This is a genomic window from Pseudomonas bijieensis (assembly GCF_013347965.1).
Classification (GTDB): Bacteria; Pseudomonadota; Gammaproteobacteria; order Pseudomonadales; family Pseudomonadaceae; genus Aquipseudomonas; species Aquipseudomonas bijieensis.
Window position 1 is genome coordinate 788,573 of record NZ_CP048810.1, and the last position, 24,174, is coordinate 812,746.

Below are 24,174 nucleotides of genomic sequence, written 5' to 3' on the forward strand. Positions count from 1 at the left end.
GTATCGGACGGCCGCTGGACAACACCCAGGTGTACATCCTCGATGCCCATCGGCAGTTGGTACCGCTGGGCGTGGTCGGGGAGCTCTATATCGGCGGCGCCGGGGTCGCCCGTGGCTACCTGAATCGGCCAGCACTGAGCGCAGAGCGCTTCCTGGAGGACCCGTTCGCCACCCAGCCCGGCGCAAGGATGTACCGCACCGGAGACCTGGGCCGCTGGACCGCCGAGGGTCAGCTCCTCTACCTGGGGCGCAACGACTTCCAGGTCAAGGTGCGTGGCTATCGCATCGAGCTGGGGGAAATCGAAGCGGCCCTGGGCCGGGTGTCGGGCGTGCAGCACGCCGTGGTGATCGCTCGGGAAGAGGTGGCCGGGGATCCACGCTTGGTGGCGTACTGGGTGGCCCAGCCAGGCGTGTCGGTGTCCGAGGTGCAACTGCGCGACGTCCTGGCCTCTGGCCTGCCGGAGTACATGCAGCCCAGCGCTTACGTCGCCTTGTCGGCCTTGCCGCTGACGCCCAATGGCAAGCTTGATCGCAGCGCCCTGCCCGCGCCCGAGCATGGCGCGACCGGGGGGCACTTCGAACCGCCCCAAGGTCCACTGGAAATCCAGTTGGCGGCCATTTGGAGCCGTTTGTTGGGGTTGCCACGGGTCGGTCGGGACGAGCATTTTTTCCAAGCCGGCGGCCATTCGCTGCTGGCAGTGCAGTTGATTTCCCAACTGCGTCAACAACTGCGGATCGAGCTACCGCTGGCCTGCGTGTTCGACCAGCCAACCCTGCAGCGTCAGGCCCAGGCTATCGAAGCCTTGGCCGCGTCCGGACAATACGGTGCGGCGCCCATCCCGATCGTTGCGCGGCCCGCACGGCTACCGCTGTCGTTTGCCCAGCAGCGCTTGTGGTTTATCGCCCACCTGGATGCCCAGGCCAGCGCCGCCTACCACATGGCCGGTGGTCTGCATTTGCGCGGAGCGTTACACGAATCGGCATTGCGCGCGGCGCTGTCGCGCATCGTTGAGCGGCATGAAGCCTTGCGCACCCGTTTCGTGTCCGAAGGTGGTGAACCGGTCCAGGTCATCGCCCCACCGCAGGCCTTCGTCATGCCCAACGAAGACCTGCGCGGCCAGCCACAGGCGATATTCCAGGCCCGCTGCGCCGCCGAAGCACAGGCGCCATTCGACCTGGCGCGCGGCCCGTTGATTCGCGCGCGCCTGTTGCGCCTGGCCGACCAGGAGCACGTCCTGCTGGTCACCTTGCACCACATCGTCGGCGATGCCTGGTCGCTGGGGGTACTCACCCGCGAACTGACCGAACTGTACCGGGCCTTTGTCCTGGACCAGGCCGACCCGCTGCCGCCGCTGGCCATCCAGTACGCCGACTACGCCCTGTGGCAACGCTCACCGCGCCAGGCGCAACGAATCGCCGAACAACTGGCTTACTGGCGCACCCAGCTCGAAGACGCCCCGCCACTGTTGAACCTGACCTTGGACCGGCCACGTCCGGCGCACCAGGATTTCACCGGTGCCAGCCTGGAAGTCAGCATCGACACGGGTCTGGTCCAGTCCATCAAACAGCTGAGCGACCGGCACGGCAGCACCTTGTTCATGACCGTCCTGGCCGCCTGGTCGATCGTGCTGGCGCGGTTGTCCGGGCAGAATGACCTGGTGATCGGCTCGGTGCTGGCGAACCGGACCCGTGTCGAAGTCGAGCCGCTGATCGGCTTTTTCGTCAACACCCAAGCGTTGCGTATACGGCTCGACGAGGTCAGCCAGGTTGCGCAATTGCTCGCCCAGGTGCGGCGCACCGCGCTGGACGCCCAGGCCCATCAGGAGGTCGCCTTCGAGCATTTGGTCGAGGCCTTGAATCCAAGCCGTTCGCTGGCCCACAGCCCGATCTTCCAGGTCATGTTCGCCTGGCAGAACGCTCCGCAACCGAGCCTGGCGCTGGGCGCCCTGGAATTGACGCCGCTGAGCACCGACGAAGACAGCGCCAAATTCGACCTGACCCTGAACCTGCACGAACGCGACGGCGTGATTGGCGGTCGGTTGACCTATGCTACGGCGCTGTTCGAGGCCAGCACCGTGCAGCGGCATTGGCAGGCCCTGTGCGCCACGTTGCAGGCCATGGTCGACGATGACCAGCAACCCCTCGATGGGCTGTCGATTCTCGGCGCAGCCGAGCGCGAACACGTGCTGCATGCCTTCAATGCCAGCGCCCTCGATTACCCGTCAAGCGAGTCGCTACACACGTTATTCGAGGCCCAGGTACAGCGCCGCCCCGAGGCGACGGCGGTGCAGGATGGCGACCATTCGCTAAGCTATCGTCAGCTCGACCATTACGCCGAACAACTGGCGAACTGGCTGGCCGAACACGGCGTGCGACCGGGTGATCGGGTGGCCCTGCGCCTGGACCGTGGCCCGCGTCTGGTCGCGACAATCCTGGCGATTCTGAAAAACGGCGCAGCCTATGTGTCCATCGACACGGCCACCCCGCTGGAGCGGCAACGTACCCTACTGCACGATTGCGGCAGTGCCTGGTTGCTCACCGACGAACCGCCCTCGAGCGTGCTCGACCCGACGGTCCGACACCTGGCCTTGGCAGCCTGGGAAAACACCCTGGCCCAGGGCTCTCTCGCCACGCCGCGCCAGCATCCCTCGGTGTCTGCCGAAGCGACCGCCTACATCATGTATACCTCCGGCTCCACTGGCGCGCCCAAGGGTGTGCAAGTCCCCCACCGTGCGGTTACCCGGCTGGTGCGCAACAACGGTTTCGCCGAGTTCAACGCCCAGGACCGGATTGCCCTGGCCGCCAACCCGGCGTTCGATGCCAGCACCCTGGAGATCTGGGGCGCATTGCTCAACGGCGGCTGCCTGGTGGTCTGCCCACGCGATACCCTGCTCGACGTTGCGCGTTTCAATGAGCATCTGCTGCACCATGAAGTCAGCGTGCTGTGGCTCACCGCCGGGCTCTTTCATCAGTTTGCCGAACCCTTGGCCCCGGCATTTCGCAACCTGCGCTACCTGATGGTCGGCGGCGATGTGCTCGACCCTCGGCGCATCGCCCAGGTGCTGCGCCACTCGCCGCCCCAACACCTGCTCAACGGCTACGGGCCGACCGAAAGCACTACTTTTACCACCACCCACCGCGTCACCCTTGAAGACGCCCTGAACGGCGATATCCCCATCGGCAAACCCATCGGCAACACCCAGGTCTACGTGCTCGACGAACAGCGCCGTCCGCTGCCCATCGGTGTCGCTGGCGAGCTGTACATCGGCGGCGACGGGTTGGCCCTGGGTTACTTGAACCAGACGCAACTGAGCGAACAACGCTTCGTGCCCAACCCGTTCCAGCCGGGCTCGCGCCTGTATCGCACCGGCGACCTGGCTCGCTGGCGCGCCGACGGTGTGCTGATGTTCCTGGGACGTAACGACTTCCAGGTCAAGATCCGTGGCTTTCGCATCGAACTGGGCGAGATCGAAGCGCAGCTCAAGGCCTTGCCCGAGGTGAGCGAAGCCGTGGTCCTGGCCGATGCCCAGCAACGTCTGCTGGCCTATTTCACCGCCACCACAGCCCAGGAACCGAGCGAATTGCGCACGCGCCTGGCCGCCGTGCTGCCGGACTACATGCTGCCTGCGGCCTTCGTCCAGGTGGACAGTTTTGCCCTGACCGCCAACGGCAAACTGGACCGTCGTGCCCTGCCCGACCCCGACGAAAATCATTTCGCCCAACAACGCTACGAAGCGCCGCAAGGGCCAGTGGAAACCCGCCTGGCCGAGCTTTGGGCCCAGGTCCTTGGCGTGCCGCACGTGGGACGCCAGGACAACTTCTTTGCCCTCGGTGGGCACTCGCTGCTGGCGGTGCAACTGGTCGAACACATGCGTGCCGAAGACTGGGCCATTGATGTTCGCACCCTGTTCGGTGCGCCCACCATCGCCGCACTGGCCACGGCGCTGGCGCACCGCGAAACGCCCCCCAGCCATGATCCCGAGGTACTGGGAGCGTCCCTGCCGTTGGGCTGCACCCACATCACGCCTGAGTTGTTGCCGTTGGTGGAATTGACCCAGGCGCAGATCGACCGCATCGTCGCCAGCGTCGAGGGTGGCGCGGCCAACGTGCAGGACATCTATCCCCTGGCGCCGTTGCAGGAAGGCCTGTTCTTTCACTATTTGTTGCAAGACGAAGGCGACACCTACCTGCTGCACACCACCCTGGCCTTTAGCGACGAAGCTCGACTGGACGCTTTTTGCCTGGCGCTGCAACAAGTCATCGCCCGCCACGACATTTTGCGCACCGCCCTGGCCTGGGAAGACCTGGAGCAACCCGTGCAGGTGGTCTGGCGGGAGGCGCCGCTGCCCATCGAGATCCTGCGCATTACCGAAGCCGATGCGCTCGCTCAACTACAGGCCCACACCAATCCCCGGCAACGGCGCCTGGACATCCGCCAGGCGCCGCTGCTACGGGTGGTGAAGGCGTTCGACGCCGGCCAGCAACGTTGGTTGCTGCAGGTCTTGCACCATCATTTGGTGCTGGACCACACCACCCTGGAACGCATGGTCGAGGAAATCGTGCTGATCCAGCAGGGCCGCGAGGCGCAGTTGCGCGCACCGGTACCGTTCCGGACCTTCGTCGGGCACGCCCGGCGCGGCCAGGACAGCGCCCGACAGCAGGCTTTTTTTCAAACCATGCTCGCCGACGTCAGCGAACCCACCGCCCCGTTTGGCCTGCTGGATGTGCAAAATACCGGTGAAATCGACGAGGCCCACGGGTCGCTGGACCCCACGCTGGCGCTCGCCCTGCGCCAGGCGGCACGGCGCCATCAGGTGAGTGTCGCCAGTCTGTTTCACCTGGCCATGGCGCTGGTGTTGGGCAAGGCCACCGGACGCGCCGACGTGGTATTCGGCACTGTCTTGCTCGGTCGTTTGCAAGGCGTGCAAGGCGCCGATCAGGCATTGGGGGTTTTCATCAATACCTTACCGTTGCGCATCGGCTTCGCGCAGAGCTCGGTAAGCGACAGCCTGCAACGTACTCATCAGGCCTTGCTGGGGTTGCTCGAACATGAGCACGCACCGTTGACCATGGCCCAGCGCTGCAGCGGCGTGCCGGCCAGCACGCCGTTGTTTTCCGCGCTGTTGAATTTTCGCTACAGCCTGGAAGACACGCCACACCAAAGTGTCGAGGGCATGCAAGTGTTGAGCAGCGCTGAACGCACCAACTATCCCTTCACCGTTTCGGTGGACGACCTTGGCCAAGGCTTCGGCGTGACTGCGCAAATTGCCGGTTCGGTGGGGGCGCAACGGGTCTGGTCCTTCCTGCACCGTGCCCTCGCCAGCCTGGTCGAAGCCCTGGATCACAACGCGCAACAGCTCGCCCAAACCCTCGACGTCCTGCCGGCGGACGAGCATCAGCGCTTGGCCCGGTTCAACGCCACGCAGCGTACGCAGCCCGAACGTGCCTTGCTGCACCAGCGCTTCGAAGCACAGGCTCGCTTGACCCCGGAGGCTGAGGCGGTGCGTTGCAAGGGGCGCGTGCTCAGCTACGGACAGCTCGACCGCCAGGCCAATCGCCTGGCTCGGCAACTGCAAGCACTGGGTGTCGGGCCCGAGGCACGGGTCGGTGTTCACTTGCGCCGCTGTCCGGAATTGATCGTCGCGCTGCTGGCCGTGCTCAAGGCGGGCGGCGCGTACGTTCCGCTGGACCCGGCCTACCCGACTCAACGCCTGGCCTACATGCTCGACGACAGTGCCCCCGTGGCAGTGCTGACGATGGGCGACGCGCCGCTGGGCCTCACCCTCGCCGCTACCTGCCGGCAGCTCAATGTCGACGAGGCCTTGCACACCGGCGACACGACGCCGTTGGCTGTGGCGTTGGAGGCCAGCCACCTGGCCTACATGATCTACACCTCCGGCTCTACCGGGCAACCCAAGGGGGTGATGATCGAACACCGCAACGCGCGCAATTTCCTCGACTGGGCCCTGCGTAGCTTTAGCGCTGAAACCCTTGCCCACAGCCTGTTCAGCACTTCGATCAACTTCGACTTGTCGGTGTTCGAATGCTTCGCGCCGTTGTCCTGCGGCGGCACCCTCGAACTGGTCGACGACGCCCTTGCCCTGCTTGAGCACCGTCCCGCCCTGAGCCTGCTCAACAGTGTGCCGTCGGCCGTTGACGCCTTGCTGCGCGCCGATGCGCTGCCGGACTCGCTGGGCACCGTCAACCTCGCCGGCGAAGCGCTGCCGCGACACTTGGTCGAGCGGCTGTTCGCCCATGGCGCGGTGCACCAGGTCAACAACCTCTATGGCCCGACCGAGACCACGGTCTATTCGACCTGGGCCTCGATGGACCGCGCGCGCGGCTTTGTCCCGCACATTGGCCGGCCCATCGACAATACTCAGGTGCACGTGCTGGATGACGCGGGGCAACCATTGCCGGTGGGCGTGACTGGCGAGTTGTATATCGGCGGGGCCGGCGTGGGGCGTGGCTACCATCGGCGGCCCGAACTGAACCGCGAGCGCTTCCTGCCCGACCCGTTCAGTGCCGAGCCGACGGCGCGGCTGTACCGCACTGGCGACTTGGGTTTCTGGGACGCCGACGGCCAGTTGCATTACCTGGGGCGCAACGATTTCCAGGTCAAGATTCGTGGTTTTCGCATCGAACTGGGGGAAATCGAAGCGGCTCTGCTCGCGCTTCCACACGTGGCCGCCGCAGCAGTGCTGGCGGTCCAGCGTAATGGTCGCGAGCCCGCGCTGGTGGCCTATGCCGTGGCGACGGCGGACGCAGCGCCGTTGACGCCAACGGCGCTGCGCGAGGCCCTGGCGAGCCGCTTGCCGGGGTACATGGCGCCAGCGCTGGTCGTGCCCCTGGACGCACTGCCCCTGACCCCCAACGGCAAACTCGACCGCGCGGCCTTGCCGGTGCCCGGCGAAGACGCCTGGACCGCCCAGGCTTATGAAGCGCCAAGCGGTGAACAGGAAACGCTCATGGCCGAGATCTGGCGCGACCTGCTGGGCGTCGCCCAGGTGGGACGTCATGATCATTTCTTCGAACTCGGCGGACACTCGCTGCTGGCGGTGCAATGGGTCTCCCGGGTGCGCCAGCGCCTGGGGCTGGAATTGCCCCTGGCGACCTTGTATGCGCACCCGACCGTGGCCGCGCTGGCCAGTGTCATAGGCAATGCGACGCGCAGCGCCCTGGCGCCGATCACGGTGCTGCCGCAGAGCGTTGCGCGCCCCTTGTCGTTTGCCCAGCAACGTCTATGGTTCATCGCCCGCCTGGATGAGCAAGCGAGCGCCGCCTACCACATCAGCGGCGCCCTGCGCCTGGATGGCGAACTGGACGAAGTGGCGCTGCGCAACGCCTTGACGCGCATCGTCGAGCGCCACGCCGTACTGCGGACCCGTTTCATCGAGCAGGACGCGGAAGTCCGCCAGGTCATCGACGCGCAGCCGCGCCTGGCGTTCGCCTGCCTGGCGCTGGACACTAGCGACCCGGCCCGCCTGCAACAAGTCATGGCCAGCGAAGCTGCCCGGCCGTTCTCATTGAGCGAGGGCCCGTTGCTACGGGTGCTGCTGGTGCGGCAGAGCCCTTGCTGCCACGTGCTGCACGTGACCCTGCACCACATCATCGCCGACGGCTGGTCCATCGGGGTGCTGATCGACGAACTGTCGACCTTGTACAAAGCGTTCCGCCAGGGCGCGGCGGATCCGCTTCCGGCCTTGGCGATCCAATACGCCGACTATGCCGCCTGGCAACGCGATTGGCTGGCCGGCGAGCGTCGTACCGAGCAGTTGGCCTATTGGCTCGAACACCTGCGCGATGCGCCCGAGCGGGTCGACCTGCCCAGCGATCGTCCACGGCCGCCCCGCCAGGACTTCGCCGGTGCGCGGTTGACGGTCGCACTCGATGAGCCGACCAGCGCTGCGATCAAGGACTTGAGTCGCCGCCACGGCACGTCGCTGTACATGACCTTGCTGGCGGCCTGGGCAATTGTGGTCGGGCGCCTGGCCGGCCAGGAACGCGTGGTGATCGGCACCCCGGTCGCCAACCGCACACGCAGCGAAGTCGAGCCGTTGATTGGCTTTTTCGTCAACACCCAGGCGCTGTGCATCGACCTGGCCGGGCAACCGGACGTCAGCCAGTTGCTGGCCCAGGTGCGTGAGCACGCGCTGCAGGCCCAGGCGCACCAGGACGTGCCGTTCGAGCATGTGGTCGAAGCCCTCAACCCGCCCCGCTCGCTGGCACACAGCCCGGTGTTCCAATTGATGTTCGCCTGGCAGAACGCCCCACGCAGCGCGCTGGACCTCGATGGCCTGAGCCTGACCAGTCTGGCCGCCGAGCAGGTCACTGCGCCTTTCGATCTGTCCCTGGAACTCTATGAGGCCGAGGGGCGCATCGTCGGCGGGCTCAACTACGCTACTGCGCTGTTCGATGCCGCCAGCGTGCATCGGCATTGGCGCTACCTGGTCAACGTGTTGCGCCAGCTGTGCGCCGACGACCGCCAACCGCTGGCCCGCCTGTCGTTGGTCGATGCCCAGGAGCGCGAGCACCTGCTGCACGGCCTCAACCCGGCGCCAACCGCCTACCCGCAGGCCGGCTGGGTGCACCAACCGTTCGAGCGCCAGGCGCTGTTGCAGCCCGACGCCATCGCGGTCGAACTGCATGGACGCGGGCTGAGTTACGCTGAACTCGATCGCCAGGCCAATCACCTGGCCTGGCAGATGAGCGAGCTGGGCGCGGGCCCCGGCCAACGCGTGGCGATCCATCTGCCGCGCAGCCTGGAGATGGTGCTGGCCCTGGTCGCCACCCTCAAGACCGGGGCGGCCTACGTGCCGCTCGACCCGAGTCAGCCCCTCGCCCGCCGGCAAGGCATCATCGAGGATTGCCAGCCGTGCCTGCTGCTGTGGGATGCGCAGCGCGTCGAAGCGTTGCAATGCAGCGACCGTTGCACGCCGCTGTCGGTGCGCTTGGCGGCAACGGCGATGCAGGCACCCTCCGCGCCATCGCTCGGGCAACCGAGCCCCGATGACCTGGCCTATGTCATGTACACCTCCGGCTCCACCGGCCTGCCCAAGGGGGTCGCCATGGGCCATCTGGCGTTGAGCAACCTGCTGGCCTGGCAGGCCGAACAGCCGTTGCCCGGCCCGGCTCGTACCCTGCAATTCGCCGCGCTGGGATTCGATGTCGCGTTTCAGGAGGTTTTCTCCACCCTGGGCAGCGGCGGCACCCTGGTGTTACTGGACGAAGCCCAGCGCCTGGACCTCGCGAGCCTGCCGCGCTGGCTCGGCCAGGCGCGTATCGAGCGTTTGTTCCTGCCCTATATCGCCCTGGCAGCGATGGCCGACAGCTGGGCCGACGCCCCGCTTGAACTGCCCATGCTGCGGGACGTGATTGTCGCGGGCGAGGCGCTGCGCATCACCGGCGCGTTACGCACATTGTTCAGGCACCATCCCCACGCGCGCCTGCACAACCACTATGGCCCGACCGAAACCCATGTGGTGTGTACCCACACCCTGCCCGACGATCCGGACCAATGGCCGGACGTACCGGTGATCGGACGGCCGATTGCCAACACCCAGGTGTGCCTGCTCGATGCCCATGGCCAATGGGTGCCCCAAGGCGCTGTCGGCGAACTGCATGTCACCGGCGTGGCCCTGGCCCAAGGCTACTTGAACCGTCCCGAGCTGACCGCCGAGCGGTTTATCGAGGCCCCGTTCGACGCCACTCCCGGCGCGCGCCTGTACAAGACCGGCGACCTGGCCCGCTGGACCGCCGAAGGGACGCTGCAGTACCTGGGGCGCAATGACTTCCAAGTGAAGATTCGCGGTTATCGGGTCGAGCTGGCCGAGGTGGAAAGCCGCCTCGATCAATTGCCCGGGCTGCGCGAATCGGTGGTCGTCGTGCTGCCGGCGGACCACGGCGACCCGCGCCTGGTCGCCTATTTCAGCGCCGAGCAGACCTTGTCGCCGCTGGACCTGCGTAGCCAACTGAGTGAGCGTCTGCCCGAATACATGTTGCCCAGCGCCTTCGTACAGCTGCATGCCCTGCCGCTGACCAGCAATGGCAAGGTCGATCGCCAACGCTTGCCGGCACCAGCCCCCGAGGCGTTTGCGCAAACGGAATACAGCCAGCCCGAGGGCGAGCTGGAGATGACCCTGGCGGCGATCTGGAGCGAGTTGCTGGGTGTCGCATCCATCGGTCGCGAAGACGATTTCTTCGCCTTGGGCGGACACTCGCTGCTGGCATTGCGGTTGCTCGCACAAGTGCGCCATCGACTGGGCCTGGAAGTGCCGCTCTCGGCGGTCTTCGCCCAACCGCGCCTGCACGCGTTGGCGGCAGTGCTGGCCGACGCCGGGCGCAGTCGCTTGGAACCGTTGCAGGAAGCCGACCGCAGCCAGCCCCTGCCACTCTCGTTCGCCCAGCAAAACCTCTGGCTGATCCAGCAACTCAACCCGGACTCGACAGCAGCCTTCAACATGCCGGCGGGCTTGCGCCTGCGCGGCAAGCTCGACATCGAGGCGCTGCGCCGCAGCCTGGATCGCATCGTGGCGCGCCACGAAAGCCTGCGGACCCGGTTCGTGAGCCTTGCCGGCCAAGCGCGGCAGGTGATCGACCCACCACGGGCATTGGCCCTGGACGTACTAGACCTGAGCGCGCCCGGCGCGGCGGATTGGCAGGTGCTGTGCGCCGAGGAAGCCGGCCGACCGTTCGACTTGACCTGTCAGTGGCCGATCCGCGCACGCCTGTTGCGCCTGGATGTCGACGATCATGTCGTGCTGGTGACGGTGCATCACCTGGTCTCGGACGGCTGGTCCATGGGCGTACTCACCAACGAGTTCTCCCGTCTCTACCAAGCCTTCAGCCAGGATCAGGTCGATCCCTTGCCGCCCCTGGCGCGCCAGTACGGCGATTACACGCTGTGGCAACGCCAATGGCTGCAGGCGGACGAATTGCAACGCCAACGTGCCTATTGGCAGGCCCACCTGGACGGCGCGCCGACCTGCGTGACCCTGCCCACCGACCGCCCGCGTCCGACTCGACAGGACTACGCTGGGGCGAGCCTGCCGGTGCGTATCGATGCCGAACTGAGCCATGGGCTCAAGGCCCTTGGACGGCGCCATGGCACCACCTTGTACATGACCTTGCTGGCGGCCTGGGCCGTGGTGGTCAGTCGGCTGTCGGGCCAGGCCGAGGTGGTGATCGGCTCACCTGTCGCCAACCGCAACCGGGTCGAGCTGGAGCCGCTGATCGGCTTCTTCGTGAACTTCCAGGCCTTGCGCATCGACCTGGGCGACGCGCCTCGGGTGGGTGCGCTGCTGGCCCAGGTCAAGGGCCTTGCGCTGGCCGCCCAAGAGCATCAGGACCTGCCGTTCGAGCAAGTGATCGAAGCGCTCAATCCACCGCGTTCGCTGGCTCATAACGCGATTTTCCAACTGATGCTGGCCTGGCAGAACGCTCCACAGGGCGACCTCGACCTGGGCAACGGACTGCAATTGCACAGCGTCGGCGCGCCGGTCAGCACGGCCAAGTTCGACCTGGCCCTGGATGTCCATGAAGCGGGCGATGTCATCGAGGGTGGCTTCAACTACGCCACCGCGCTGTTCGATGCCGACACCGTGGCCCGTCACTGGCAGGCGCTGTTGGCCGTGCTGCGGGCCATGGTCGACGACGATCGCCGGGCCGTGACCCGCATTGACCTGCTCAGCCCGGCCGAGCGCGAGCAGTTGCTGCATGGCTTCAATCCGGCGCTGGCGCTGGCGGCCCCGAGCTGCGAACGATTGCACCAACGTTTCGAGGCCCAGGTCGCACGTCGGGGGGACGCCGTCGCGCTCCAATACGAGAGCTTGACCCTCAGCTACCGGGCGCTCAACGAGCAGGCCAATCGCCTGGCCCATCGCCTGCGCGACCTGGATGTCGGCCCGGACAGCCGCGTGGCGATCCACGCCGAGCGCGGCATCGAAATGCTCATCGGCATACTCGCGGTCCTCAAGGCCGGAGGCGCCTATGTCCCGCTGGACCCGGTCTACCCGGCGCAGCGCTTGAACTTCATGCTCGACGACAGTACGCCACGGGTCCTGCTGACCCTGGCTGCGTTGCCTGAGACGCTGCAGATCCCCGCATCGTGCGCAGTGGTATCCCTGGACCCGGACACCGGTGAATGGGGGCATTTGTCCAGCATTGACCTGGCAGCCGATCCGCGAGCCAGTGACACGGACCTGGCCTACATCATTTACACCTCGGGCTCGACCGGCGTGCCCAAGGGCGTAATGATCGAGCATCGCGCGGTGATGCGGCTGTTCAGCGCTACCGACGCCTGGTTCGGCTTCAACGACCGGGACGTCTGGACCTTGTTCCACTCTTTCGCCTTCGACTTCTCGGTGTGGGAAATCTGGGGTGCGCTGCTGCACGGTGGCCGGTTGGTGGTGGTGCCCTACTTGACCTCGCGCAGCCCGGAGGATTTCTACCACCTGCTGGTGGACGCCGGCGTCACCGTGCTCAACCAGACCCCTAGCGCCTTTTATACCTGGATGAAACAGACCCGCGCCGAACCCCATCGGTTGCGCTGTGTCATCTTCGGTGGCGAGGCCCTGGATGCCGCCGCGCTGCGGCCCTGGTTCGAACGGCCGGACAGCCAGGCTACCCGCCTGGTGAACATGTACGGCATCACCGAGACCACTGTGCATGTGACCTACCAGCCGATCGAAGCCACCGACTGCCATGCCCAGGCCGGGCTGGCACCGATTGGCCGGCCCATCCCGGACTTGCGGGTCTACCTGCTCGATGCCCACGGCGAACTGGTACCACGCGGCGTGGTCGGCGAGCTATATGTCGCCGGCCCAGGCCTGGCGCGCGGCTACCTGAATCAACCGGCGCTCGATGCCGAGCGCTTCCAACCGGCGCGCTTTCTCGGCGGCCAAGGCGAGCGTCTCTACAAGACCGGCGATCTGGCACGCTGGACCGCCGACGGCACCTTGCACTACCTGGGCCGTAACGACCAGCAGGTCAAGGTGCGTGGCTTCCGCATCGAACTGGGCGAAATCGAAGCCCGGCTGAGTGCCCTGGACGGCGTGCGCTCGGCGGTGGTGCTGGCGCGCCAGGACGATCCCGGCGATGCGCGCCTGGTCGCCTATCTGCTGGCCGAGCCGGGCCGGCACCTGGAGCCTGGGCAATTGCGCTCAGCACTGATCGGACAATTGCCAGCGCACATGTTGCCCAGCGCCTATGTGCAGCTGGAGCAATGGCCTTTGACCGCCAACGGCAAACTTGACCGGCGCGCCCTGCCGGCTCCCGATCAGCAAGCCTTGCAACAGCGTCCTTATGCGGCGCCACGCGGCACCACGGAAACGCGACTGGCGCAACTGTGGTCGCGACTGCTGGGCATCGAGCAGATCGGTCGTGACGACAACTTCTTCGCCCTGGGCGGGCATTCGTTGCTGCTCGTGCAACTGCTCGACGGCTTGCGCGCGCAGGGAATGGATGTGGCCATCGGCGCCCTGTTCAGCGCTGAAAGCCTCGCCGCGCTGGCCCGCGAGGTCGTTACGCTGGACGTTGCCAGCGTCGCGGCCCAAGGCCTGCTGTGCATTCGCGCCGGTTCGCCGGGTCGCGCGCCGCTGTTTTTCATCCATGAAGGCACGGGCGAGGCGTTGCCGTATGTCCGGCTAGCGCAGCATCTGGACCCGGAACGGGGGATCTATGCCGTGCAGGCCGCCGCCGAACTGGACGACGGCGTCGACAACACGACCTTGGCCAGACGCTACATCGAGCTGCTGCGCACGGTCCAACCGCACGGTCCCTATCAGCTCGCCGGCTGGTCGGCGGGCGGCGTGCTGGCCTATGAAATGGCCCGCCAACTGCTGGGCGAGGATTGCCCGGTAGCGTTCCTAGGGCTGATCGACAGCAGCCAGCCGGGCGCCCTGCGCGCCGCACCGTTGGCGCTGAGCTTCGACGAAGCCGGCCTGCGCCAGCAACTGATCGGGTACTTTGCGCACCACCGGGTCGGCGACAGCGCCGATGACCCTGCCCAGGACACCTGGCATGCCGGGCTCGATCTGGACGCGGTGATCGCTGCGGCCCAGGCACGGGGTTGGCTGCCAGCCGGTTTCGACCGCCAGGAGCTGAGCCGCCGAGCCCGTCTCAACCTGAACCTGCGCAATGCCATGGTTCGCTATCGGCCGGCGCCGCTAGGCCTGCCTGTGCACCTGTTCCGCGCCACATCGGCAGGCCCTGCGGGAAGTGGCTCGCGAGATCTGGCAGCCGACTGGCGCGCGCTGCTGGGGGCCGAGCTGGTCGAGCAGCGTATCGAGGGCGATCACTGGTCGATCATGCGCGACCCCGAGCATTTGCAACGGCTGGCGCAGGCTTTGGAGCAGGCGCTGGCGCGAGCCGAGCAGCGCCCTGCCAGTCCGTCGGGCGCGCGCGTCAGCCTGGTCCTGCAAACCGGCGCGCCGAACGCGCCCTGCCTGTTCATGATCCCCGGTGCCGGCGCGAATGTCGCCAGCTTCGTGCCCCTGGTCCGGCAACTGGACCCGCGATTGACGGTGATCGGCCTGCAAGCCCGTGGTTCCGACGGCCAGCGCGAGCCCCATGCCTCGGTGCAGGCTGCAGCCAGCGCTTATGTACGGGAAATCCGCGCGCAGGTTCCGAACGGTCCCTACTACCTGCTCGGGCACTCATTTGGCGGCTGGCTGGCCTTTGAAGTCGCCCGCCAATTGCACGCTGAGGGTACTGGGGTGGCACCGGTGCTGGTGCTCGACAGTCGCGCGCCTGGCACGCGGTTGGCCAGTGATTCGCGTGGGGCCCTGGCGCACTATGTGGCGTTGCTGGAGATGGAGGTCGGGCGTGAGCTGGGCCTCGACGTCGACAGCCTGGCCAAGCTGGAACCGGACGAGCAATGCGCCCGATTGCTGACGCGCATGCAAGCCGTCGGTTTGATGCCCGCGCAAGCCCGTGCCGATGCGTTGCGTGGTCCTTTGCGGGTGTTTTACGCCAACCTGGCGAAAGACTATCGACCGGCATCGGTCTATCCGGGCCCCGTGGTAGTGTTCAAGGCCGGGCGAGGTCATGGCGAAACCGAGGATGGCTGGGAGGCATTCGCCGGGGACTGTCAGCGCCACGTGCTTGAAGGGTGTGATCACCTGTCGATTCTCAAAGCGCCTGCGGCACGGACTTTGGCCGAGTACCTAAAACACTATTGGCCCGCGCTGGAGGCGTTTCAAACCCATGAAAATTGAGCATTCGGTGCGGCCCTGGGTATGGGCGTGGGCGGGTCAGGTCGTCTCAACCTTGGGGTCGGCCCTTGCAGCCTTCAGCCTGGGCATCTGGTTGTTGCAGCAGCACGCCAGTGTGACGGACTACGCCCTGGTCATCGCGCTGTCTGCGTTGCCGGGACTGCTCCTGGCGCCCGTGGCGGGCTGGTTGGTGGACCGCTGCGAGGCGCGGGCGATCCTGCTCGGCGTCGAGGCCGGTAGCGGTTTCGCGGCGCTGATCCTCTGGTGGCTGTTCGAGCAAGGCGAGCTGGAACGGTGGCAGGTGTATGCCTTTGCCGCCGTCAATTCCAGTGGCCAGGTCATGCGCATGCTCACTTGCCAGGCAGCGATCCCGCGAATCTTGAGCAGTGCGCAAGCGATTGGCCGGGCCAACGGCCTGATGCAACTGATGGTCGGCTTGCCGCAACTGATCGCGCCCACCCTGGCGGCCCTGTTGCTGGGCAGCGTTGGAGTTCCTGGACTGTTGTTGCTGGATGTCGGTGCGGTGCTGTTTTCCGCTGGCATGCTCGGTTGGCTCGCCTGGGTGGCGACGGCGGTGCGCGCCACCGGCCAGGGGCGTGTCGTGGCCGTGGGCGGATTGGCAGCCGTCTTGGCGGTGCTGCGCGGGCGTCCGGCGTTTTGCGCGTTGCTTGCCTACCTGGGCGTCGAGCATTTGATGCTCGGGCTGGCCTCGGTCCTGTTGGCGCCCATGGTTTTGGAGCGTTATTCGGTATTGGTGCTGGGCACACTGATGACCTGCGGCGGCCTGGGCATGCTGGGCGGCTCATTGTGGGTGGTTGCCCGTCCACCACAGCGATTGATCCGCACGGTATTGCTCGCGGACCTGATGCTCGGCGTCAGCATCCTGGGCATAGGTGTCAGTACCTCGCCGGTGGTTTTGTATGCGGCGGCATTCGTAGCCTTTGGCTGCTTTTCACTGAGCACCAGCAGCGACCAGAGCTTCTGGCAACGCAGCTTGCCCAACGCCGTCCTCGGTCGGGTGCTGTCAGCCCGGCAGATGGTCTGCCTGCTGGCCATGCCGCTCGGTGCGTTGGGCGCGGGCGCGCTGGCCGACGGTTGGGCGATTCCGTTAATGAGTCAAAGCAGCGAGCTGCAAGCCAGACTGGCCCCCGTGCTCGGTATCGGCAAGGTCGGCGGCTTGAGCTTGCTCTTCGCAGTCGCCGGCCTGCTGTATGTGCTGCTGGCCGGCCTGGGATTGACCATCGCACCGTTTCGTCGGCTTGAGCCTGGGTGGGTTGCGTCCACCCAGGTCGTGGCCGAACCTGGCTGATCATTTGGAGAGCACCATGCCAAACGCGGTAATGCAGGATCATGTGGCAATCGTCAGTGGCGCTGGAAGTGAGATCGGCATTGGGATGGCAATCGCACGCCGGCTTGGTCTGGCCGGAGCCAGATTGATCATCACCGCCAGCAGCGCTCGGGTCTTCGATCGAGTCGAAGAACTGCGTACCGAAGGCTTCGAAGTCGAAGGGCGGGCCGTCGACCTGACCGATGAAAACCAGGTACGCGAGTTCAGCCTTTGGGCAGAGTCGCGCTGGGGGCGGATCGATATCCTGGTTAACAACGCGGGCATGGCCATGCAAGGTTCCCCAGAGGTGCTTTCGGAGCTGGCGATCATGGATTTGCAAGCCTGGAACCTTTCGCTGGCTCGAAATCTGACCACGGCTTTTCTTCTTACACGGGCTGTTCTGCCCGGTATGCAGGCGCGCCGTTACGGGCGCATCGTCAACATCAGTTCCACTACCGGCACGCGCTGCAGTAACCCCGGCGAGGCGGCCTACAGCGCTGCGAAGGCCGCGATGGTAGGGATGAGCATGGGCCTGGCTCTGGAAGTCGCCCGGCAAGGGATCACGGTCAACAGCGTGGCTCCCGGCTGGATCACTACAGGGTCGACCACGGCCGAGGAAGCCAAGGCGGCCGATTACACGCCGATGGGCCGGGCGGGACGTCCCGAAGAGGTGGCGGCACTGGTCGCTTTCCTTGCGTCTTCGGAAGCGAGCTACATCACGGGCGAGGTCATGGTGGTGGATGGCGGAAACTGCCTGGTGGAGAACAAGGCCCCTTGATCTGAACATGCGCCGCAACGGCCGCTCGCCCCTGGAGCCTGGCAAAACAATGGTGCCAGAAACTGACCCTGTCGATGGTTAGAGTGAAAGGGTTGGCCGCAGGAAACGATGCGCTGGAAACAGCGCCCCTGCCCCAGCCCTGTTTCCATCTCATCAACCATCCAGAGTAAGCGTCGGCTATGAAGCGTATCCAGTATCACAATTACGGCGGGCCGCAGGTGATGAAGCTCGAGGCATTCACGTTGGCTTCACCGGGCCAGGGCGAAGTCGCTGTGAAAATCAGATTCGCCGCCATCAATCCTATCGACTGGAAGTTGCGCAGCGGCCAGATGAAGATCGTCACGGGCAGATCCTTCCCCCGGGCCATGGGCATGGATTTCTCGGGCACCGTCACCGCCGTGGGCAGCAACGTGACGCGGTTTAAAGTGGGCGATGCCGTCTTTGGTCTCGCGCGCTTCAAGGAAAGTGGTGCACTGGCTCAAGCCGTGGTCACCAAGGAATCGCTGCTGGCCAGCAAACCCGATGGTGTTTCCTTCGAGCAAGCCGCCTGCCTCGGGACACCGGGCATGACGGCCTGGAACGGCTTGCGGGACAAGGCCGGGCTGAGCGCGGGCCAGCGTGTCTTCATCAATGGTTGCAGCGGCGCGGTCGGTGAAGCCTGCGTGCAGATAGCGCGCATGGTGGGGGCCACGATCACTGGTGCTTGCAGTGAAGAGACGCTGGAGCGGGCGCGGCAACTGGGGGTCGATACGGTTTACGACTATCGCAGAACCGATCTGTCCAAGCTGCCTGAACGTTTCGATGTGGTGTATGACACGGCGGCCACCCTGTCCTTGCCGGTCAGCCTCGACCTGCTGCGCAAAGGCGGCGTGCTGCTTGACCTGAATCCGAGCCCCGGCAAGTTCATTCGCTCCTTTTTTGATAAACGCTTGAAACCCGTCATCTGCACACCGCGCCCCGAGGTCCTCGACACGCTCGCCCACGCCGCCCAGAATGGCAGCTTCCGGCTTCCTGTAGCGGAAGTGGTGCCTCTTGACGATGCGATCGAGCTTGTCGCGGCCATCGAGGGAGGCAGGAAGCTGCGTGGCAAGGCCCTTGTGGCCATGGACTGAAGCGTGTCAAGAAGCCATAGATTATTCGATCTCATGCAAGTGCTTCGGCGTCATCGCGGGACGGTTTCCGGTGTCACGCTGTCCCGTGAGCTGAATGTCTCATTGCGTACCATCCGCCGGGACGTCATCACGCTGCAGTCGATGGGGGCGGACATCGTTGGCGAACCCGGCGTTGGCTACATCCTGCGCCCGGGGTTTCTGTTGCCGCCCTTGAGTTTCACCGAGGAAGAAATCCAGGCGCTGATGGCCGGTGCGCAATGGGTCAGCCGCCAAACCGATGAAGGCCTGGCCCACGCCGTTCAGAACGCGCTGGCAAAAATCGACAGTGTCCTGCCGCCACACATGCGGCGAACCTTGGACCACGACACGATCTACGTCAGTCGCAATCAAGGCGCCCCGGCGGCGTTGGATCTGGCCCAGGTCCGGCTGGCGCTTCGCGAACAGCGGAAAATGCAGATCGTCTACAAGGACGAAAATGAGGAGCGGACGCAACGAATCCTCTGGCCGATCATGCTGGGGTTCGTCGAGTCGCAGCGGTATATCGCAGGCTGGTGCGAACTGCGCGGCGACTATCGTTTATTCCGAACGGACCGGATCGTCGAGGTGGTTGTCCTGGAAGAGCGCTACGCCCGTCCCAGGCAACAGCTGGTCAAGGAGTGGCGCTCCCGGGAAGCGCACCCGTGCAAACAGAAGGATTGCAGCTAGCAGCCGACTTGCTCTATGGCCAACCCATTTCCTCTGTGGGAGCGAGCTTGCTCGCGATGAGGGCCGCAAATCCAACATCCCTGTAACTGCACCACCGCTATCGCGAGCAAGCTCGCTCCCACAGAGGAGTTGGGATGGGCATGAATGTTGTGCTCGCTGAAGATCGAATGTGGGAGCGAGCCTGCTCGCGATAGCGGCGGTTCAGTCACTTGAACAACTCACTGCTCATGAAATCAATGAACACCCGCAGCTTTGGCGCCAGGTGTTTGCTTGAGGGCCAGAGCATGCGGAAGGTGCTCTGATGCCTGTTGAAGTCGTCCAGGACAGTGACCAGCTCACCGCTGGCGATGGCCTCGCGCACAGTGAAATCCGGCACGCAGGCGATCCCCAGCGCATCGTGCACCACGTGCAGCAACGCCTCGGTGGTGTTGCAGACCAGGGTCGCCGGCAGGTTGAGTTCCGGCTCCCCGTCCCCGTTTACCGGCCACACTTGCATCCTGCCAGTACTGGGGAACTTGTAGAGCAGGCAGGCATGGCGCAGCAGGTCCGCCGGTGCGTGCGGTGTGCCGTGTTCGGCGAAGTACCGGGGCGAACCGACCACAACGAGCTTGAACGGGCCCAACGGACGGGACATCAGCCGGGAGTCGTTCGGCTCTCCGGTTCGAATGACCGCATCGAAACCCTCCTCGATGATGTCCACCAGCCGATCGGAAAAATCCAGGTCCAGCTCGATACTGGGGTAGCGGCGCATGAAGGCGATCAGCGTCGGCATGACCAAATCCGCAACGAGGGGCAAACTCACGCGCAGTTTGCCCCGTGGCGCTTTGCGGGTTTGCGACAGTTCCTGTTCGGCCGCTTCGACTTCGCAGAGAATGCGCCGGCAACGCTCAAGGAACAGCGTCCCTTCCGCCGTCAGCGTGATACTGCGGGTGCTGCGATGAAACAGCCGCACACCCAGTCGCGCCTCGAGCCGGGCGACGCTTTTGCCCACCGCCGAAGACGAAATGCCCAGCGCCCTGCCCGCTTCTGAAAAGCTGCGGGTTTCAGCCGCGCGCACAAAAAAATCAATCCCGCTCAGTGATTCCACGCCTGGCCCCCATTACGGACATTTTTTCCGATGTGTTGTGCACTCTAGCATTCTTGTCTCGCCAAAGACGGGCACCTACCGTAGTCGACACTTATCAATCTGCAATTGACCGCGCCGTCCCGGCGGGTCAGGCGCGCTCCAAACAGGTGACCCATGACGATTGCCAATACCCACATCGACGCCGAGGCCGAGGTTGTTCAAACCACGGCACCGCTCCCCATCGGATCACTGTTTGCCCTTGCCCTCGCGGCGTTCGTGACCATCCTCACCGAAGCCTTGCCCGCCGGACTTCTTTCACAGATCAGCGAAGGGCTGGCGATCTCCGAGGCCCTGGCCGGCCAGTTGGTAACGGTCTACGCGATCGGCTCCTTGCTGGCGGCCATTCCATTGACCGCCGCGACCCAAGGTATGCGACGCAGAACACTCTTGTTGCTGGCCATCGCCGGCTTCGCCGTTGCCAATACCGTCACGACGCTTTCCACCCATTATGTTTTGACGATGGTCGCGCGCTTGCTCGGTGGCGTATCGGCCGGGCTGCTTTGGGCGTTGTTGGCCGGTTATGCCGCCCGCATGGTGCCTGAGAGCCAGAAAGGTCGAGCCATTGCGATCGCCATGGTGGGCGCGCCCTTGGCGTTATCCCTCGGCGTACCGGCCGGCACATTGCTCGGCAACCTGATCGGTTGGCGAATGAGCTTCGCCATCATGAGCCTGTTCGCCGTGGCCTTGATGGTCTGGGTACGACTCAAGGTGCCTGATTTTCCTGGGCAGGCCACCCATAAACGCCTCGCCTTGGGTCAGGTCTTCACGCTGCCGGGCGTTCGCTCGGTGTTGTTCGTGGTGCTGGCTTTTGTCCTGGCGCACAACATTCTCTTTACCTATATCGCTCCGTTTTTGGCGGCGGCGGGCCTGGGCGAGCGGACGGATCTGGTCCTGCTGGTCTTTGGCGTCGCGTCGTTGCTGGGGATCTGGGTCGTCGCCGTGTTGATCGATCGCCATCTACGGGCGTTGACGCTTGCAGGTACGGTGCTGTTCGCCCTCTCGGCAATGACGCTAGGGGCGATGAGCGACAGGCCAGCGGCGGTGTATATCGCCGTGGCCGCCTGGGGAATCGCTTTCGGAGGGGCTGGGACGCTGTTCCAGACGGCCATCGCCAAGACTGCCGGAGACGCAGCGGATCTCGCCCAGTCGATGTTGGTCACGGCCTGGAACCTGGCCATTGCCGGCGGCGGAATCGTCGGAGGCATTCTGCTCGATCACCTGGGGGTCGTTGCATTTGCGCCTGTCCTGGTGGTTCTCCTGCTTCTGACGTTGGCAGTCGTGTGGTCAGCCAAGCAGCGCGGATTCCCCCGCAGTCGTCAATGAGGTTCGTTGCTCATCTTCGCTCACGTCTCATGCTCGACAACCAACGCCGGATTAGCACTTGCCCGATATTTCGACAGGCTTACCCAGGCCAGTGGTATCGCACTCAGGCACGCCGCCGCGAACAACCAGTGGGCGGCGGCGAGCGCATCCCCGCTCTGTCGGTAGATCAGGGTAATCAGGGTCGGCGTTGAACTGCCGAAGACGGTCACCGACAAGGCGTACGCCAGCGAAACCCCCAGGGCCCTGACTTGCACCGGAAACAGCTCTGCCAATGCCGCCGAGGCCGGGCCCGTGTAGAGCACCATCAAGACCGCCAGCCCGCATTGGAAGCTGATCAGCGTCTGGAGGCTGGGGCTGCTGTTCAACCATACGAACCCTGGATATGCGCAGAGCGCGACCCCCACGGCACCGATGAGCATGACGGTATAGCGCCCGATGCGGTCCGATAGCAGTGCGGTCAAGGGACACAGCAGCGTGATGAGACCGACCAGCACCAGCCCCAGATAGGCCTCGTTGCGTGGAACTGCAAGCACCATCGACGCATAGGTCGGCATGAAGTTGATCAATTGCGTCGCGACTGTCCAGAGGACGACGATCAACACCCCCATCACGAGGTTAGGCAGATAGGGGCGAAGGCTTGCCCCCTTCCCTGCCAGCGCTTGATTACCCTGGCTATCGAGAAAGCGGCGCAGCGGCTCGCTTTCCTCGAGGCTGCGGCGAATCTGCAAGCCCGCCACCACCACGAGCAGTCCGAAGACATAGGGCACGCGCCAACCCCATTCATCCAGCTGGGCTGGCGTCAATGCGCTCGACAACAGGCTCGCACTTAAGCCACAGAGTAAAAATGATCCGGCTTGTGCCACTTGTTGACTGGAAGCAAACAGACCACGGCGGTCGGCGGGTGCCGTTTCGACAAGATAGGCCAGCGCGCCACCAATCTCTCCTCCTGCCGCGACCCCCTGCAATATGCGTGCGACGACAATGCTCAATGGGGCCCACCAACCAATGGCCTGGTAGGTCGGGCACACCGCAATGATCAGGGTCCCGGCGCCCATCAGCATGATGGACAGGGTCAGCGCGGCCTTGCGCCCCCGGCGATCGGCATAACGTCCCATCAGCAGCGCCCCCAATGGCCGGGCAACGAAGCCGACGGCGAGCGCCAGGTAGGAAGCGAGCAACGACATCAAGGGGTCGGAAGCCGGAAAGAACGCTGCGGCGATCTGCATGGCAAAGATCGCGAACAGGGTGAAGTCGAACCATTCCAATGCGGCGCCCACACTCACCGCCAGCACCAGCTTTTTGCGTTCGCGCCCCTGGCTATCCAGGGCTGCGGCGCTCATTGCTCACCCCTGGCTGGAAGTGGAGGTAATGACTCACAACGCGCCAGGCGACGCAGGAATCGTTCACAAGCCTCAAGTTGAGCCAGGTCCACATACTCGTTCGCCTTGTGCGCTTGCTTGATACTGCCCGGGCCACAGACGATCGTGGGGATCCCCTCGGCCTGGAACAACCCAGCCTCGGTGCTGTACGCCACGCGCTGTCGGCCATGGGCCATCGAACTGGCCTGACGGATCCACTGCGCGAACGCCTGATTACCCCTCTCATCCAGCCCCGGGGTATGCAGCGTGTGGGAAAACTCGATGGACGCCCCCGCCGAGCGATCATTCATTTCGCCGTGCATGGCCTGGTTGGCGTCGTCCTTGATCTGTACCAACAGCTGCTCGGCATCGCATCCGGGCAGGTAGCGAATCTCGAAGTCGAAGCTGCATTGGCCAGGAATGACATTGCCAGCGACACCGCCGTTGACCCGACAGACCTGAACCGTGGTGTACGGGACATCAAACCCGCCGTCCAGCGGCCCTTTCGCCAGCCGCTTGGCCACTTGCTGAAGCTGCATCTGCACCCTCGCGGCATAGTCGATGGCATTGACCCCCTCGCTTGGCAGTGATGAATGCGCGACTTTGCCATGGACACAGCAATTGATTTCATGACGCCCTTTGTGGCCGATCACCAGCTCCATTGAAGTCGGCTCGCCGACAATGCAACCGGCGGGCTCCAGCTGTGCCTGCGAGATGAAGGGCGCCAGATGTTTCGCACCCATCGCGCCCACCTCCTCGTCATAGGACAAGGCCAGGTGAAAGCTTTGCCGTGCAGACGCCATCAGCTCGGGAGCCATCGCCAGTACGACAGCGATAAACCCTTTCATATCCGAACTGCCGCGACCGTACAGCCGTCCGTGGTCCAGGTGGGCGCTGAACGGGTCCTGCGCCCAGGCCTGGCCCGCGACGGGCACCACGTCGGTATGTCCGGACAGGATGATGCCCCCGGGGCGCGGCGGTCCGAGACTGGCAAACAGGTTCGCCTTGCGCCCGGTGACGTCCGGTAGAATCTGGGCCTGCACCCCGACGCCGTGCAGGTACCCGCTCACCCATTCGATAAGGTCCAGATTGGAACGATCGCTGACCGAAGGGAAACCAATCAGGGTTCGTGCGATTTCCAACGTGCGTGCGAGCACGCTGCGGCCGTCATTCGAGCAAGCGTCTGCCGCCCCCTGTGCGAAGGCCAAGGAAAGAGTCATGGGATGCTCCAGT

Annotated in this window: 9 protein-coding genes (1 of these 9 running past the window's edge); 6 read left to right on the forward strand and 3 right to left on the reverse strand. The window is 65.0% G+C overall.

Annotation, left to right across the window (positions count from 1 at the left end):
* The 5 genes from GN234_RS03260 to GN234_RS03280 form a co-directional block, all read left to right on the forward strand.
* Window positions 1–15,215 carry the 3' portion of a non-ribosomal peptide synthase/polyketide synthase gene (locus tag GN234_RS03260; protein ID WP_176687866.1) on the forward strand. Its footprint begins 2,590 nt before the window's first position, so 15,215 of the gene's 17,805 nt are visible here — the last part of the coding sequence; its start codon lies off the left edge, out of view; its stop codon occupies window positions 15,213–15,215.
* Window positions 15,205–16,521, forward strand: coding sequence for an MFS transporter (locus GN234_RS03265; RefSeq protein WP_176687867.1), 1,317 nt, complete (start codon window positions 15,205–15,207; stop codon window positions 16,519–16,521). The genes GN234_RS03260 and GN234_RS03265 overlap by 11 nt, the downstream gene beginning before the upstream one ends.
* Window positions 16,522–16,537: 16 nt before the next feature.
* On the forward strand, window positions 16,538–17,317 hold the full coding sequence (locus tag GN234_RS03270) for an SDR family NAD(P)-dependent oxidoreductase (RefSeq protein ID WP_109754094.1): 780 nt from the start codon (window positions 16,538–16,540) through the stop codon (window positions 17,315–17,317).
* A 179-nt stretch (window positions 17,318–17,496) separates the two neighbouring features.
* Complete coding sequence (locus tag GN234_RS03275) at window positions 17,497–18,429, forward strand: NAD(P)-dependent alcohol dehydrogenase (protein ID WP_176687868.1); 933 nt, start codon at window positions 17,497–17,499, stop codon at window positions 18,427–18,429.
* A 33-nt stretch (window positions 18,430–18,462) separates the two neighbouring features.
* Window positions 18,463–19,134 carry a helix-turn-helix transcriptional regulator gene (locus GN234_RS03280; protein ID WP_116832438.1) on the forward strand — a complete coding sequence of 224 codons (672 nt, stop codon included), beginning with the start codon at window positions 18,463–18,465 and terminating at the stop codon, window positions 19,132–19,134.
* Between the two features lie 205 nt (window positions 19,135–19,339).
* Here GN234_RS03280 and GN234_RS03285 read toward each other — a convergent pair whose 3' ends face one another.
* Window positions 19,340–20,221: a LysR family transcriptional regulator gene (locus tag GN234_RS03285; RefSeq protein WP_176687869.1), complete on the reverse strand. Its 882-nt coding sequence runs from the start codon at window positions 20,219–20,221 to the stop codon at window positions 19,340–19,342.
* 153 nt (window positions 20,222–20,374) lie between these two features.
* On the opposite strand from GN234_RS03285, the gene GN234_RS03290 reads away from it, so the two are divergent.
* Entirely contained in the window at window positions 20,375–21,583 is a 1,209-nt protein-coding gene (locus GN234_RS03290) for an MFS transporter (protein ID WP_176687870.1), read from the forward strand.
* Between the two features lie 20 nt (window positions 21,584–21,603).
* Here the strand turns inward: GN234_RS03290 and GN234_RS03295 are convergent, their stop codons facing one another.
* Both GN234_RS03295 and argE read right to left on the reverse strand, forming a co-directional pair.
* Window positions 21,604–22,923 (reverse strand): MFS transporter, encoded by a 1,320-nt coding sequence (locus tag GN234_RS03295; RefSeq protein WP_116832437.1) that lies wholly within the window; start codon window positions 22,921–22,923, stop codon window positions 21,604–21,606.
* Window positions 22,920–24,161 (reverse strand): acetylornithine deacetylase, encoded by a 1,242-nt coding sequence (gene argE, locus GN234_RS03300; RefSeq protein WP_176687871.1) that lies wholly within the window; start codon window positions 24,159–24,161, stop codon window positions 22,920–22,922. The genes GN234_RS03295 and argE overlap by 4 nt, the downstream gene beginning before the upstream one ends.
* Between the last annotated feature and the right edge of the window lie 13 nt (window positions 24,162–24,174).

Excerpts from the sequence above, each read along its gene's own strand:
- argE (WP_176687871.1), bottom strand. The coding sequence starts at position 24,161 with ATGACTCTTTCCTTGGCCTTCGCACAGGGGGCGGCAGACGCTTGCTCG.
- GN234_RS03280 (WP_116832438.1), top strand. The coding sequence starts at position 18,463 with ATGCAAGTGCTTCGGCGTCATCGCGGGACGGTTTCCGGTGTCACGCTG.
- GN234_RS03270 (WP_109754094.1), top strand. The coding sequence starts at position 16,538 with ATGCCAAACGCGGTAATGCAGGATCATGTGGCAATCGTCAGTGGCGCT.
- GN234_RS03275 (WP_176687868.1), top strand. The coding sequence starts at position 17,497 with ATGAAGCGTATCCAGTATCACAATTACGGCGGGCCGCAGGTGATGAAG.
- GN234_RS03295 (WP_116832437.1), bottom strand. The coding sequence starts at position 22,923 with ATGAGCGCCGCAGCCCTGGATAGCCAGGGGCGCGAACGCAAAAAGCTG.
- GN234_RS03265 (WP_176687867.1), top strand. The coding sequence starts at position 15,205 with ATGAAAATTGAGCATTCGGTGCGGCCCTGGGTATGGGCGTGGGCGGGT.
- GN234_RS03290 (WP_176687870.1), top strand. The coding sequence starts at position 20,375 with ATGACGATTGCCAATACCCACATCGACGCCGAGGCCGAGGTTGTTCAA.